The sequence below is a fragment of the Blautia sp. Sow4_E7 genome (genome assembly GCF_052116245.1).
In the GTDB taxonomy this organism is placed as follows: Bacteria; Bacillota; Clostridia; order Lachnospirales; family Lachnospiraceae; genus Blautia_A.
The window spans coordinates 24,866-39,334 of record NZ_JBQKLL010000018.1; the positions used below are offsets into that span (position 1 = coordinate 24,866).

Below are 14,469 nucleotides of genomic sequence, written 5' to 3' on the forward strand. Positions count from 1 at the left end.
CAAAAAGTTTTCTCACATGGCTATCTGAGCAGGATTTATAAAGTGTGAAATTTTTCATTTTTTACAAAACAACTGCCACATCATTCTCAACAGTTTGATGCGGCAGTTGCTTTTAAATAATTCTATTTTTGTGTCGCTGGATTCAATCCCATACACCATCTTTTCACTGTTTTCAACGGTATTTCTAACACATCTGCAATCTCAGTCGGCGGATAGCCTTTTGAAAACATTCGGGAAACTATTCTGCGATTTCTCGCAAATTCCTGCTTTTTCATTTCTTTCCTTGTTGCTTCTCTTGCCTCATCCGCATACATCTGCATTGCTCCCTCCCATGCCTTACACACATCTCTCACCTCCACGATTTCATCATCTAAGATCGTATACTGCTCCAATAATATTGCCAGAAACCACCTTGTCTCCATGCTTAGCTTTTGTATTTCGTTTTTATTATATTTAATTGGTTTAGACGATTGGCGTTATCAGCAAACATGCGAAAGCAACGCATTGATACCGTCCGTTTAAAACTGCTGAAGATTGCTGCAAAAGTAGTTCGTTCAGCAAGATATACTACATTCAAGCTGTGTAGCAGCTGCCCTTATAAGAATGAATTCTATGAGACACTTTCAAATATCGTCAAGCTGAATGTACAGCTGGAATAGCAACTATTAACGAACCATGACAGCTTAACAACTGCTTTGAGCTCTGCGACAGGGATTTTATACCCTTTTGACGGGTTAATTGAGTGATGTTATGGCTGCATGGATCAATTTTCAGGTTCATGGTACAGTTATCAGTTCTGATACTGTTCCGTGAATAATTCAGGATTAATATTACAATTATCCTTCTGTTACGGATAGATAATCTGCAAACCATGTTTAAGATTTTACTACAAAATCACCGCTTTTACAACTTTTACAATTGTTCCGAAAAAATGTAAAAAAATGTGGTTTTCTGACATCATTCAAAAAACCACATTTCGCATGTTTCTCGCGCATCCCGTATGCTGCAGATGTTACCCTCTGCTTCTCTTCCGTCACTTATATTCTTAAAACAGTCCCTCAGCCGGAAGCACTGTCTCTCTCGGAAACACTGTTTTTCTCGAAAGCAGTGTCTCTCTCAGAAGCACTTCTCTGTTCAGGAACGCCGCTGCCCTTAAAGCTTGTGTAGCGCGTAAGCAATATTTCCGATTTTTCCGTCTTCCCTGGTGCCCGGGCTGACTTCTTTTTTGGCCAGGTATGCCCTTTCTCCCATAAAATCAATCTCGATCCTATCATCTTTTCCTGCCAGAATGTCATCACAGGTATCAATCATGTTCTGAATCAAACTGTAATCCAGCGTTAAAGGCCCATGGGACATATAAAGGGTATCAAACAGATCCCCGTAAGCAGCCTGAAATTCATAGCAGGCTTTCCGGTACTCTGCCACCGTGGAAGATTCCTCGCTGAACAGAAAAACTCTCCGATTGCAGGCATCTCCCAATATCACACTGCGCTCCTCTTTGATCAGAATTACCATCATCCCCTGGGTATGGCCCGGAAAAGCAAGAGCTTTTACCGTGACTCCGCCCAGGTCGAATTCCATGTCCGGTGAAAGCTTCTGGTATCCTCTGGTTCTCTCCGGGACAAAATACAGGCTGTCCAAATCCGCTTTCTCTCCAAGGATAAAACCGGCATATTCTCTGCGGCGGTCCATACCACAGCGGGTCATTGCCATTTCAAAATCCTCTTCATTCAGATATACCTCACCAAATTCTTCCACCGCTCCCATATGATCCGGGTGCGCGTGGGTACAGAGCACTGTCAGAGGTTTTGCCGTAATGGCTTTCACAAATTCTGCCAGATGTCCCACACCGGTTCCCGTATCCACCAGAACCGCCGCTTTTTCTCCTTCTATCAAAAAGCTTCGTACCGTCGTCAAATCTGTAATGCTCTTTATGGAGGGGGAAATAGTTTCCACTTTAAAGTATTCCATAATTTTCCCTCCTTATAAACAAAGCCGCTGCAGGTTCCTGATCAGATTGGCAGCACAGGTGCGCAGGTCTTCCATAGAAAGCTCCCCACTTTCAATAGCGCTTAAAATCTCTTCCCTGTCCCTGACATCCCCCGGCATAATCAGATCATTTCCGCTGGAAATGCATTTTTCCGGCAAAGAACGGGTTTTTCCCCCGAAACCGGCCCTCATTCCATTTCTTGTAGTGCCCCAGTCAGTCACCACCGCCCCACGGAAGCCCCACTCTGTTCTCAAAATATCCTTCAGCAGCTCCCGGTTATTGGCCGCATGCACGCCGTTGATCAGATTGTAGGATGTCATAAGCATCAGAGGATCCGCCTCTTTTACCACTTTTTCAAAACCTTTCAGGTAAATTTCCCGCAGTGCCCGCTCTGATACCACACTGTTCTGGTCAAAACGGTTTTCCTCCTGGGAATTGGCCGCGAAATGTTTTACCGTCACACCGAAGCCCGGCACCGACTGGATGCCCCTGGTCATTGTTGCCGCGCAGATGCCTGCCAACAGAGGATCTTCCGAGTAATATTCAAAATTTCTGCCGCAGAGAGGATCCCGATGAATATTTATGGCAGGTGCCAGCCAGATATGTACTCCATATTGGTTCATCTCCGCACTTACAATCTGTCCAACCTGACGGATTGCCTGAGGATTCCAGGTCTGAGCCATCATACTTCCGATGGGAATCGCCGTGGTTTTCTGCTCCACGTAGCGGCAGTTTTCTTCCTCCGGCTGTTTTCCGCTCAGCCGCTCAAAACCGGTCAACGCCAAAAATCCGGTGGGTGGTACCACAACACTATTATCCGCATTTCTGACCTGATATCTTAGAATCAACCGCAATCCGGCTGGACCGTCCGCCAGCACGGCGGTGGGTATTTTCCATTTTTCATACAGTGCGGAAGTGGTTTCCCCGGCGGCTCCGGGTACCTTAATGGCCGCGCTTCCGATCACTGCGCCGTTTCCGATGGCCCCCGCCCCTACGCAGAGCGCAGCCATCTCCTCCGCAGACAACTGAGAAACCAGGGTTTTCGGCGAAGCGGCACCTGCTTTTACATCCTCATAAGTACAGCAGTCCTTTTCATAGCTCTTATCCGATGCTGTTTTAGTGCTTTCCTGATAGGGTTCCGCTGCCGGCTTAAAATTTCCTGCATAAATTTTGTAAACGGGAACTGCTTTTTCCATCGTTTCCCGCTCATATTCCCGGGGTCTGCACTCCTTCAGCGCCTGACAGGGCGCCAGACGATTCCGCAATCGTTCCGTAACCACCGTCTCATCCAGTTCAATGGCCGCCACAGCTTCCGTATTCCGCGAGCTATTTCCCAGACGTACCAGGTACTGCCCCGCCTCCAGAATATAGGCCGCCTTTTCCTCACAGTAAGACGCCATGGACCGGGTTTCCCAGACAATGGTCACTCTCTGAGTCTCTCCCGGAGCCAGAAGCTCTGTCTTTTCAAATCCACGCAGCTCCTGCCATGGTTTATCCAGGCTTCCTGCCGGACTGCTGGTATATACCTGAAGAACTTCCTTTCCGCAGTAAAGGCTTCCGGTATTGGTCACATCCACAATCAGCCGGATTTCTTCTTCGTCTGCCTTTATCCCGCATACCTCCCAGGAAAAATCCGTGTAGGATTTACCGTATCCGAAAGCGTAGGCCGGTTCTATTCCAAAGGAATCAAAATACCGGTATCCCACATAAATTCCCTCTTCGTAAAATTTGTCATTGCCGGTATTATCCCGGAAGGAACCGGATGCGGGATAATCGGAGTAGTTTCTGGCCCATGTGGAAGTCAGTTTTCCGGAGGGAACCGCCCTTCCGGAAAACACATCTGCCAGCACCGTTCCGCAGGCCACGCCCGCCTGGGAGATAAATATCATGGCGGAAAGTCCCTCTATTTCACGATAGAAACCGGTATCCAGCACTCCGCCCGTGTTCAGCACCACCACCACATCTTCGTAGTTTTCCACCAGTGCTTTCAGATGCTCCTTTTCCCGCTCCGTCAGAAAATAGTCTCCCGGCAGAGCCTCCCGGTCCGCACATTCTCCGCTGATTCTGGAAATTATATATACCGCTGTTTCATCGTCAATTTTTTCCGCAAACCGGGGAAGCTCCGCCCCGTCCACCAATATCTGGGGATTTCGTAAAAATACGCTCATCAGAGGATCGCCGGTGGCTGCCGCTTCCGCTTTCATACGGTCAAAACGTTCCGTCTCGCTCTTCTCGATTCTCTCTTCATAGTCCGACAACCAGCTTTTTGTGGTAATCTCAAATCCGGCTTCTTCCAGGGCTTCCACAATATTGGTCACATGCTCCACACTGACGTCTCCGGAACCAGTGCCCCCTTTTCTGGTCAACACCGCTCCGGCCCCGTACAGTGCAATCCGTTTTCTATCCTCCGTCAATGGAAGAACCCCATTATTTTCTAATAAAACCACACCTTCTGCGGCGATATCCCGCACCGTATCGGCAAAGGATTTTTCCCTTAAATCCATTCCGAAAACCTCCTCTATATCTCAAAATTCCTTTTCGCTAACCTATAAATCGCATCCAGTAATAAGAAATCGGCAGGACCAGCGCCAATGCGGGAAGAAAATTCAGCACCTTAAAGCGATATGCATTCAATATTTTGAATCCCACCGCAATAATAATAATTCCGCCGCAGGCTTTGAAATCCCCAATCATCGTATCGCTCAAAAATACAGAAATTGTATTTCCACTCAAAAACAGCGCCATTTGTAATGCCAACTGCGGAATACAGATAAACGGTACAATGATTCCCACATTTGCCGCAAAAATTGCCGCTGTAAAAAAGTCAAGAATGGACTTGGTAAGCAATACGGAATAATCCCCCGTAATTCCTTCGTTCATCGCTCCGAAAATTCCGGCGGTACTGGTGAGAATTAAAATCAAAACGGAAATCAGTGCTTCCGTTTTCTTCTCATCCATTCCGGAAAACCAGGGAATCTTCCTGGGCAGAGTTCCAATTCCCCGACAGGCCCGGTCCTCCAGTTTCAGCACATCCCCTACGGAACACCCCACAAGCAGCGCCAAAATCACCGCTGAAAGACTGTGCATCCCATCCAGAAGAGAAATTCCGATGACAAGAGCAGCCAATCCGAAAGCACCATTTAATGACGCTTTCAAAGATTCGGAAAACCGTTTTCTCAGCAGATAGCCTATAATGCCTCCAATAAACACGGAAAGAACATTGGTGATAACTCCAACCGGCATTATTCTACACCCACATTTCCACTGTTTAATCCCTTAGAGCCCTCATCCAGAGGCAGCCACTCCATCACTTTTTTGATGTAAGTATCCCAGAAGTCCCATTCATGAGCTCCCGGTCCCTCTTCGTATGTCACGGCCACTCCTTTTTTCGTTAAAAAGTCCCTGTAATCTCTGTTATATTTCAGTAGGAAATCCTCTGTTCCGCAGCAGAGATAGATCTTCGGAATATCCGCCTTCTCCTCCTTCAGCTTGCAGATCAGTGCCTTGTAATCCATGTCGCTGCCTTCCAACTGACTCAGATCCCCAAATACGGACTCATAATAGCTTCTTCTCATAAAAGGCATTACCGGTTCATTGGTTGAGTTCAGAATGTCTTCCAGCATAATGCCGCTGGAAAGTCCTGCAATATGGGAAAAGGTCTTATGATATTTTAATCCGTTGCGGATTGCGCCGTAGCCGCCCATGGAAAGCCCCGCAATAAAGGTATCCTCCCTTTTTTCCGATAAGGGGAACATTTTTCTTGTCATTTCCACCAGCTCCCGGCCGATATACTCACCAAAATAAGCGCCTTCCCTGGGATTATCCACATAAAATCGGTTCTCACCTGCCGGCATTACCACTGCCAGATTCTTTTCCTGCGCCCATCTCTGAATTCTGGTTCCGTCAATCCAGTCCGTATGATTTCCCAGCATACCGTGGAGCAGATACAATGTTTTAAACTTTTCCGGTACATACGCCTTTTCTCCGTTCATTTTCGCGATTTTATCCAACGGAAGAATTACCTTTATCGTCACCGTTCTCATTAGACACTGAGAAACGAAATCCACCTGCATTACCGCCATCTTACACCCTCCTGACTTTTCTTATCCGTTTCTTTCTGTTTTACTTTGATTCCATCTGCGCTCTCATCGCTTTTACTTTCTTATCTGCATCCAGTCTGGTACAGATGAAGAACAGAATAATAAAGCAAACTGTGGGAATATAAATAAAGCATGCTTTTTCTGCCAGCAGAGTAGATGCTGCCTGAGCAAGACCGCTGTTGGCAGCCTCCGCACTGTATCCGCCCCAAGCCAGAGCCCATGCCATCATTGCACTGCCGAACCCGTCGCCAACTTTCATTCCAAAGCTGACCACGCTGCTTGTCATACCGGAAATGTCCACATTATTTTTCATATTTACGTAGTCTGCCACGTCAGAAACCGTAGCCATCAGCATGGTACTGCCGAATGCGGAACCCACACTTCTCAATACTTGTCCGAAAATCAGAAGCGGAACATTGCCACCTGCCAAAATCATCATGGCGCCGGATACGATATGAGAACCGCAGGCAAAAAGCAGTGTGAACTTTTTTCCCCATTTTGTTGCAAAAAACGGTACTACACCAATAACCAGGAAGAGCATTGCCGGAAGCGTCCTGGCATTGTTCAGCACCTTCATGGAATTGGCATCCCCCAGAATATCTCTGGCAAAATAAACCGTTGCAGTTGCCACCAGGCTCAATGCAAACCAGTTAAGAACAAACGCAATAATCAATGGAATGGTATACTCATTTTTGAACATATATCCCAGAAGCTCTTTTGCAGAATGCTTTTCCTTCTTCTCTTTCTTTAACGGAGCATCATTCGTTTCTTCCACATCATATTCCTTGCACACAATTCCGGTAAGCAAAATGCTGATGAAAGCAATCGCTCCAAATACCAAAGTCATTCCCTTATATCCGGTCTCATAACCGCCAAAGTATAAAATCATCGGAATGGTGTAGCTTCCTGCAATCAGACCTGCCAGCTGTGCAAAGAACTGTGCAATACTGATCATACTCGCTCTCGTATCCGGATTTCTGCTGACCTTAACCGCCAGAGTACTCCAGGCCACATTTACGATGGTACCAAATACCACTGTATTCAGAATGTAGGTAACTACACAGTAAACCTTGGCCATGGACTCGCTCATTCCGCTGGGTGCGTTAAATACAAAATACATGCTCAATGCACAGAAAATGGAACCGATCAAAATCCACGGACGGGCTTTTCCGATTCTGGTGTGGGTATGGTCAATGATCGCTCCCATAATCAAATCGGAAATACCATCCAGTACACGGACCGCCAGCAGCATGGTTCCCACAAAAGCTGCACTCAGCATTACATTGTCGGTATAATACATTGTGACAAAGGCACCCACAATTGTAGCAATAATGTTCATACCGAAGTTACACATTCCGTAGCCTACTCTTCCGAGTAAATTCACATCGTGCTTCTTGTTATTCATCCCTTTTCCCTCTCTTTGTAAGAATTTTTTTGTATCTCAAGTATACATTTTTCTACAAAAAAATGCTTTCGGAGAATTATCCACTTTATTTCCATTTTGTGACCTCCGGATTTTGCTTTCCGGACTCTTTGTTTTCTGTACTTCCTCCACTGTACTTCTTCCGCACTACTCCTCCTGTTTCTTTCTCATAGCAGAAAAAAAGTGCTGACGGCAGAGTAAAAAAGATACTCTGGCCATTTTCAGCACTTCACTTCCTCCCCTTTTCGGTACTGGTTCGGAGTAATACCATAATATTTTTTAAATGCATTGATCATCTGCCGCTCATCACTGAACCCATGCTCCAGGGCTATGTTCAAAATTGTAATATCTGTAGCCAAAAGCGGCTTTTCTGTTTTCATCAGCCGGTAACGGGTCAGATACTCTTTAAAGTTCATCCCCGTATACTTTTTAAAGAATTTAGAAAAATACTCCCGAGAAAAATAAAATTTCTTCGCCACCTCATACTGAATCAGATTTTGCGCATAATTCTCATGGACATAGAAAAGGATCCCCCGGATTCGCTCAGTCTCTCTCTGCGTATTGATCTGAATAATTTCTTTGCTGTTTTTGCATTGCTGGCAAAGGATCAGAAGGATCTCGCACACCGTGCTCAGCATCCGCACATTGTTATATTCCACCTGGGTCTCCTGCCGTTCCCGCAAGAGCTGAAGAAGTTTTCCCCGAATGGCAATCTCCGCCTCTATATCATCGATTACAAAATAGACATCGGATATATCCGGAACCAGACTCATAATGAAATCGTATCCGATCAGCAGCGTCATTCCCACCACTTTTTGATCCTTGTTCTCAAAATCTTTCACCACTTCCGAGTGATGGATCGCCTCACTATTAATCAAGCAGACACTGCCGGGACCGCAGCGCTTCTTCTCTCCATTAATATAAAAATTAATCTCCCCATCCAAGTAGAAATTGATTTCCAGGCTCCTGTGCCAATGGCTGGTCACATTTCGAAACGATTTTCTGGTAATCAACCTGACAGACGCAGGCAAATTCATATCAAGCTTTACAACTTCATAAGCGGAATGATCATTTGTCATATCTTTTTCATATCCTCATTCTTCTTTATCCGATATCCTTAAAACCATCTTAAAAGCCTTCGTAAAAAGCTTCCGGGAAAACTCCTGGAAAAGCTTTCATAAAAATTTCCGTAAAACTTCTGCCAAAAAAACTATAAAAGATGCTATAAAATATTTTAACATAACTTGTTATTTTGCGAAATATGTATTTCCTACCTATTCCTATTTCGTTATACTCAGCTTTTTTAATGCCTCCTTTCGTCAGACTTGTATTTGTCCGACAAAAGGGGGCGTTTTTTCTTCGCAGCGGCAAAGTTCACTTTCTATTTCATTTTTATGTTACTTTCTATTCTGTTCCCTGTTTTATTTCCCGTTTTCTTATACATAATCAATAGTTTTCTGCCTTTATCTGGAAATAGCTCTGGGGATGTGCGCATACCGGGCACACTTCCGGTGCCTTCTTTCCTACGCATCGGGAAATATCGTATCTGCTTCTTTTCATCGCATGCTGATAAAGATAATACTAATACTGTGACCAACTATTTTTCTTCTCATAAATAAACTTCCCAACGAGTTCCAAACTTTATCCTAGATTATTCACGACACAGCCGTGAATAATCTAGGGTAATATTTCCATTTTTCATGTTTTATACGCCTGTTTCCGAAATTTTATTTCTGATATCGCATTATATATCTTTCTATTCTGTTTTTTTAATATTCACATCACCACATCAACCCACATCAAATCTCCAACCACAATCACCATGGTAAATCATTTGTTTTGTCATGCCACCGTCAATACAGATGTTTTCACCTGTGATAAAGCCTGCTTTTTCAGAGCAAAGGAACAGTACCATATTGGAAATATCCATGGGATTTCCGACACGATGAACCGGCTGCTGTACTGCATCTGCTCCTGTATATTCGGTAAAGTCAGTATCTATCCATCCCGGAGAGATTGAATTGACTCGTACTCTTCCTGCAAGACTGACCGCCAACGCATGAGTTAATGCTGAAATCCCACCCTTGGCTGCAGTGTAACTTTCTGCCTGACTATTAGTCCTTTTTCTTGAAAAAAGCATAAAAACAGAGTACATAGATAGATTCTACATGCCCTTACGCTTTATATTCTGTTTTTATATCTTATTCTCTTTAGACGAATTTTTTTTGGTTCTGTTTATTATACAGAAATCTTCTGACTTCCATAATCTTATCAGAACCCTCATCATCTATTACTACATAATAAACGATGTAATTTTTGACATATATTCTATAGTATTTATACTGTCTCTCTTTTGCTGAATGATAAGGCTCAAAAGACTCTGCATTTGGCAGTCTTTCCAATATTGCCCTAGCAACATCATCCAATAGATCATTTGCTGCCTGAGGATTTTGCAGGGTTTCTGCTATATACGCTATTTTTCCTTCCAAATCCTGGTAAAACAGGGGCAAATATCTTAACTTATAATTCGTATCACCCATTTATTTTTCTCCGGAGATTTGCAAAAACTTCTTCGTGTGTATATCTTTTTTCATTCTCTGCTGCAAACTGATCAGCTTCATCCAATGCAGCTTCCACACCGTCTGTAAGCCTAGAATAAGCATCTAGACTTAGAACAACCATTGTTCCATAACCATTTTTCGTTAAATAAACAGGTTCTCCTCCTCCAACTGCTTTTTCAATTTCTGAGAATTTATTTCTTAAATCTGAAACAGGTCTTATCTGTATCATGGCAACCTCCTTATCATTATTTTATCATAATTTTATCTTTACAATATAATTTTACCCCCAATTTCCAGTTTTATCAACTCTTTTTAAATGATGGGGACGATGCCAGTGGAATAGATTTTTGTAACATTAATGGTAGCCAACTTGGCTACCATTTCACCACATATAACACTCAAACTCATTATCTCTATTTTTTCTCCAGGGATTTGGCCAGGGTAGATAAAAGTGCTGCCATTTCCGGATTGGAAAGGACCTTTGCTAATAATTCCGCATCAACATCCGTTGGAAGCTCAACAGTCTTGCCGGCAGCATGGGCATGCATACTCGGATCCAGATCTTTTTTCTCGTAAAAAGCTTCTTCAAAGAGCTCTGCATTCTTCCTGCGGTCGTCATCAATAATATGAGAATACACATCCGTAACCATATTGATCTGTGAATGACCGGAATCTCCCTGTACAGCCTTGATATCTCCGCCATTTAGCTTCAGCTTATGCTGTACATTAACCAGCTCTTCCACCTGGAAGATGTGATCAGATCAAAGTATTCTTCCTTCGATGCTATCAGAAAGGCTCGTCTTGAAAAAGAAAAGCCGGTAGTAGAAGGCTTTTTGTCGTGGCTTGATCAGCAGAGCCCTATCCGTGGAAGCAGAATGGATAAAGCTGTCATCTACATTCAGAATCGCCGCTCCTATCTGTCCACCTATCTGGGAGACGGCCGCTGCAGTTTTTCTAATAATCTCAGTGAAAATGCGATTCGTCCGTTTACAGTAGGCCGTAAAAACTGGCTGTTCTGTGACACACCAAACGGAGCCCAGGCCAGCGCTATTGTGTACACAATGGTAGAAATGGCAAAAGCCAATGGAGTAAACGTCTATCACTATCTTACCTATCTGCTGGAAAAACTGCCTGATGACAGGATGAGTGATGATGAATTAGAACTTCTGGCGCCATGGAACGAAACTGTCAAAGCTGAGATCGAACGTCGTGCAAACGAATCAAATCAATCATATGTGAATTGTCAAGGTGCTCCGGCTACTGAAAAGTAGTCGGGGATTTTTTTATCATACCTAAAAATTAAGCGCTTACAGTAAAACCTCCCTACACGAATTCTCGATCTACTTATTTTTTAAGAACATTGGATTTTGAACAGTTAGATTGGATAAAACGGAATAAATAAAAAAAGCGAGTGAAAACCAATACCTCCATTGGATTTTCACCCGCTCTCCTAATCAGCGTCCCGTGCGGGAATCGAACCCACAGCTAGCGCTTAGGAGAGCTCTGTGGTTCTGTCAATCCCTGTCAAGAACTGATATATTTAGCCCTTTATTATCAAGGACTTTTTTTATTTTCGAATCAAATTCTGGTAATCTGAATACCCTTTCTGTCAAGACCAGATAAGACCTGAAAATTAGCAGATTCTTTGCAGCTGCTAACATCCGGGGAAAGCTCTGTTGTTACTGACAGATATCATCTTCCGGCTACCATCCCCTTACAAGCGGGAATGATAAACAATATTCAATTGACCAGATTTCTATTATTACTATACACCGTTATTGAAAATTTGTCTATGGTGTTTCGACCACGACAGCCGACTTAAATACGAACATATCCAGTTGCCGGTCCGGCACCTACTTTTGCGATATATCCACTTTTGACCAGTTCCGTCAGGGTCCTTTCTACAGTTACCTTGCTTATATCCGGACATAACTCCATGATTTCTTTTTTGGTAATTTTTCCTACCTTATTATCAATTACTGCCTTTATACGATCCGGCTTTGAAAGGCTTCTGTTCTTCAGGTGCTCTACACGCCCCTCAAACTCACTGTATGCTTTCAGTATAATTCCCAGATAATATTTTACAAATGACTCATAACTGTTTTCATTTTCGTGCCATCCATTGGAACTTTCCTGTAATGCCTCATAATAAGTTTCTTTTGTCTTTTCAATCAGCATTTCAACACTGACATACTTTCCGACAATATAGCCGGCTTTATAAAACAAAAGAAGTGTTAACAGGCGGCTCATTCGCCCATTTCCATCATTAAATGGATGGATACACAGAAAGTCAAGAATAAACATAGGGATAAGAATCAACTTATCTATTCGATCTGCTTCCCATGCTTCCAGAAAATTTGTACAAAGTTCATTCATAGCTTCTGGAGTCTGAAATGCCGGCACCGGGATAAAACGCGCTTTCTGATGACCTTCTACATCTGTTTCTGCAATTACATTATCCGAATTTTTATAATTTCCACCAGCATTTCCTCCGGAATATGAGTATAAATCCCGATGCAATTGTAAAATAATATTGGGTCTCGGATTAATATACTCATAACTTTCATGGATAGTGGCAAGAACTTCCCGGTATCCGGATATTTCCTGTTCAGACCGGTTACGTGGTTCGGCTTTCTGTCTTACTAATTCTTCCAAACGTTTGTCGGTAGTATAAATACCTTCAATCCTGTTAGAAGCCCCTGTACTTTGAATCAAAGCAACTTCCAGCAGAGTTTTCAATTCGTCTATATTGGCTTCAAGGAACAATTCCTGCTTACCTTTATGCTCATGAATGCTTCCGACCATCTGAACAATTTCAGGTTTTAGCAATTGCTCCGGAGTTTTTATATAATCAAAACTTCTCATCGAAATCTCCTTCATTTTAATATTATCTCCATCATTTTACCATCAAATGACGGTGATATCAATTAGCATGATGGAGATATATTTTTAACATTCCTTTTAACGAAACCCATTTTTTCACTAAAATTACACTATTTTTCACTTCATTGTCTTCGCCAGTGACGTAAGAAGTGCTGCCATCTCAGGATTATTAAGGACCTTTGCAAGCAGTTCTGCATCCACACCTTCCGGAACCGCTACCGTGTTTTGTGCTGTATTCGGATGCATCTGCGGATCCAGATTTTTCTTCTCATAAAAAGCCTCTTCAAATAATTCTGCATTTTTCTTCCGGTCATCATCCAAGATGTGGGAATATACATCCGTAACCATGCTGACCTGGGCATGTCCGGAATCTCCCTGGACAGCTTTAATATCTCCACCATTCAGTTTCAACTTATAGGTAACACTGCTGTGTCTGAGACTGTGGAAAACAACCGGTGGGAGATCATAGTCTTTAATCAACTGATTTAATGGCTTCCGGATCGCGCCATCCCCCAAAGGAAGACCAAACGTACTTGCCATGACCAGGTTATAGTCCATGTATTCATCTCCAAGAACTTCCTTTGTCTCATCCTGTTTTTCTTTCCATTCGATCAGCATCTTTGCGACAGACTTTGGAAGGAAAACCTTTCGGACACTGCTGTCTGTCTTCGGTATTTTCAAAACACGGACTGTTTTATTGGTCTTGCTTTTTTCCGGAAATATTAGCAGCACATCTTTTGCATCCAGCTCTTTTAAAGCGGATTTGCTCACTCGCTGGGATTCCTTATTGATAAACAGATATGCCCGGTTTTCCTCAATTGCTTCCTCCGAGATGTCCACACAATCCCAGGTAAGCCCCAGAAGCTCACTGATCCGGAGAGAGCAGGAGAAGGAAAGGTTCATTGCCAGCTTTAGCCGATCATCCTCACATACTTCCAGTGCGTACATCAGAGTTTCGGCAGTCCAGATCTTCCGTTTCTTTGTTTTATGTTTTGGTACGGTCGCATAGATACAAGGATTCTTCTCCATCAGTTCCCATTTGACAGCCTGTTTAAAACAGCTTCGGAGGAGTTTATGGATATCTCTGATGGTACTGGTAGATACATATTCATTCTTTCTTTTCCCAATCATAGGATTGACCACAGCCGGAGCTTTCAACAACCTCTGATAATATTTTTCAATAAAACGGGTATTGATCTCCGACAGTTTTTCATCCCCGATGATCGGAAGGATATAATTATTTATGAGAGAAACATTTCCATCATACGTAGATAATGCCCAGTTGTCTTTTCCATACAGGGCAACGTATTCTGCCAGAAGATCCTTCATGGTTTTACACTGCGGGATTATCATAGATCCCATTTCTTCTTTATACTCGATTTCTTTCTTGCGTTTCTTTGCCTCTGCCTTTGTAGCATAAGTTTCCCATTTCTGCTTCCGTTTCCCGTCTGCATCAGTATAGGAATAGATCACATTAAATTTTCCGTTTCGTTCTCTGATCGATGCCATAAT

At 43.3% G+C, this 14,469-nt stretch carries 13 protein-coding genes and 3 pseudogenes; 2 read left to right on the forward strand and 14 right to left on the reverse strand.

Annotation, left to right across the window (positions count from 1 at the left end):
* Positions 1 to 122 precede the first annotated feature (122 nt).
* Positions 123 to 422 (reverse strand): hypothetical protein, encoded by a 300-nt coding sequence (locus ACTQ50_RS11285; protein WP_441484296.1) that lies wholly within the window; start codon positions 420 to 422, stop codon positions 123 to 125.
* Between the two features lie 27 nt (positions 423 to 449).
* Here ACTQ50_RS11285 and ACTQ50_RS11290 point away from each other — a divergent pair.
* Positions 450 to 659: pseudogene (locus ACTQ50_RS11290) on the forward strand (transposase); the annotation flags it as partial.
* A 493-nt stretch (positions 660 to 1,152) separates the two neighbouring features.
* Here the strand turns inward: ACTQ50_RS11290 and ACTQ50_RS11295 are convergent.
* The 11 genes and pseudogenes from ACTQ50_RS11295 to ACTQ50_RS11345 all read right to left on the reverse strand — a co-directional run bounded on the left by ACTQ50_RS11295 (position 1,153) and on the right by ACTQ50_RS11345 (position 10,817).
* On the reverse strand, positions 1,153 to 1,971 hold the full coding sequence (locus ACTQ50_RS11295) for an MBL fold metallo-hydrolase (protein ID WP_441484297.1): 819 nt from the start codon (positions 1,969 to 1,971) through the stop codon (positions 1,153 to 1,155).
* Between the two features lie 12 nt (positions 1,972 to 1,983).
* Positions 1,984 to 4,494, reverse strand: coding sequence for a glycoside hydrolase family 3 protein (locus ACTQ50_RS11300; protein WP_441484298.1), 2,511 nt, complete (start codon positions 4,492 to 4,494; stop codon positions 1,984 to 1,986).
* A gap of 37 nt (positions 4,495 to 4,531) precedes the next feature.
* Positions 4,532 to 5,233 (reverse strand): DUF554 domain-containing protein, encoded by a 702-nt coding sequence (locus tag ACTQ50_RS11305; protein ID WP_441484299.1) that lies wholly within the window; start codon positions 5,231 to 5,233, stop codon positions 4,532 to 4,534.
* A complete protein-coding gene (locus tag ACTQ50_RS11310; RefSeq protein ID WP_441484300.1) occupies positions 5,233 to 6,072 on the reverse strand; it encodes an alpha/beta hydrolase in 840 nt (279 codons plus the stop codon). The genes ACTQ50_RS11305 and ACTQ50_RS11310 overlap by 1 nt, the downstream gene beginning before the upstream one ends.
* A 40-nt stretch (positions 6,073 to 6,112) precedes the next feature.
* A complete protein-coding gene (locus ACTQ50_RS11315) occupies positions 6,113 to 7,495 on the reverse strand; it encodes an MFS transporter (RefSeq protein ID WP_441484301.1) in 1,383 nt (460 codons plus the stop codon).
* Between the two features lie 239 nt (positions 7,496 to 7,734).
* Positions 7,735 to 8,592, reverse strand: a complete 858-nt coding sequence (locus ACTQ50_RS11320) for an AraC family transcriptional regulator (RefSeq protein ID WP_441484302.1) — start codon at positions 8,590 to 8,592, stop codon at positions 7,735 to 7,737.
* A gap of 367 nt (positions 8,593 to 8,959) precedes the next feature.
* Positions 8,960 to 9,040: pseudogene (locus ACTQ50_RS11325) on the reverse strand (rubredoxin-like domain-containing protein); the annotation flags it as partial.
* Between the two features lie 262 nt (positions 9,041 to 9,302).
* Positions 9,303 to 9,668, reverse strand: coding sequence for an SDR family oxidoreductase (locus ACTQ50_RS11330; protein ID WP_441484303.1), 366 nt, complete (start codon positions 9,666 to 9,668; stop codon positions 9,303 to 9,305).
* Between the two features lie 55 nt (positions 9,669 to 9,723).
* Complete coding sequence (locus ACTQ50_RS11335) at positions 9,724 to 10,053, reverse strand: type II toxin-antitoxin system RelE/ParE family toxin (RefSeq protein ID WP_441484304.1); 330 nt, start codon at positions 10,051 to 10,053, stop codon at positions 9,724 to 9,726.
* Positions 10,046 to 10,303: a type II toxin-antitoxin system Phd/YefM family antitoxin gene (locus ACTQ50_RS11340; RefSeq protein WP_441484305.1), complete on the reverse strand. Its 258-nt coding sequence runs from the start codon at positions 10,301 to 10,303 to the stop codon at positions 10,046 to 10,048. Before ACTQ50_RS11340 ends, ACTQ50_RS11335 begins: the two co-directional genes overlap by 8 nt.
* Before the next feature lie 184 nt (positions 10,304 to 10,487).
* On the reverse strand, positions 10,488 to 10,817 hold the full coding sequence (locus ACTQ50_RS11345) for a tyrosine-type recombinase/integrase (protein WP_441484306.1): 330 nt from the start codon (positions 10,815 to 10,817) through the stop codon (positions 10,488 to 10,490).
* Between ACTQ50_RS11345 and ACTQ50_RS11350 the strand changes: the two are divergent.
* Positions 10,782 to 11,345: pseudogene (locus ACTQ50_RS11350) on the forward strand (IS66 family transposase); the annotation flags it as partial. The gene ACTQ50_RS11345 and the pseudogene ACTQ50_RS11350 sit on opposite strands and share 36 nt — an antisense overlap.
* A 547-nt stretch (positions 11,346 to 11,892) precedes the next feature.
* On the opposite strand, the gene ACTQ50_RS11355 reads toward ACTQ50_RS11350, so the two are convergent.
* Both ACTQ50_RS11355 and ACTQ50_RS11360 read right to left on the reverse strand, forming a co-directional pair.
* Positions 11,893 to 12,954: a Fic family protein gene (locus ACTQ50_RS11355; protein WP_441484307.1), complete on the reverse strand. Its 1,062-nt coding sequence runs from the start codon at positions 12,952 to 12,954 to the stop codon at positions 11,893 to 11,895.
* Positions 12,955 to 13,074: 120 nt separating this feature from the next.
* Positions 13,075 to 14,466, reverse strand: coding sequence for a tyrosine-type recombinase/integrase (locus ACTQ50_RS11360; protein WP_441484308.1), 1,392 nt, complete (start codon positions 14,464 to 14,466; stop codon positions 13,075 to 13,077).
* Positions 14,467 to 14,469: the final 3 nt, after the last annotated feature.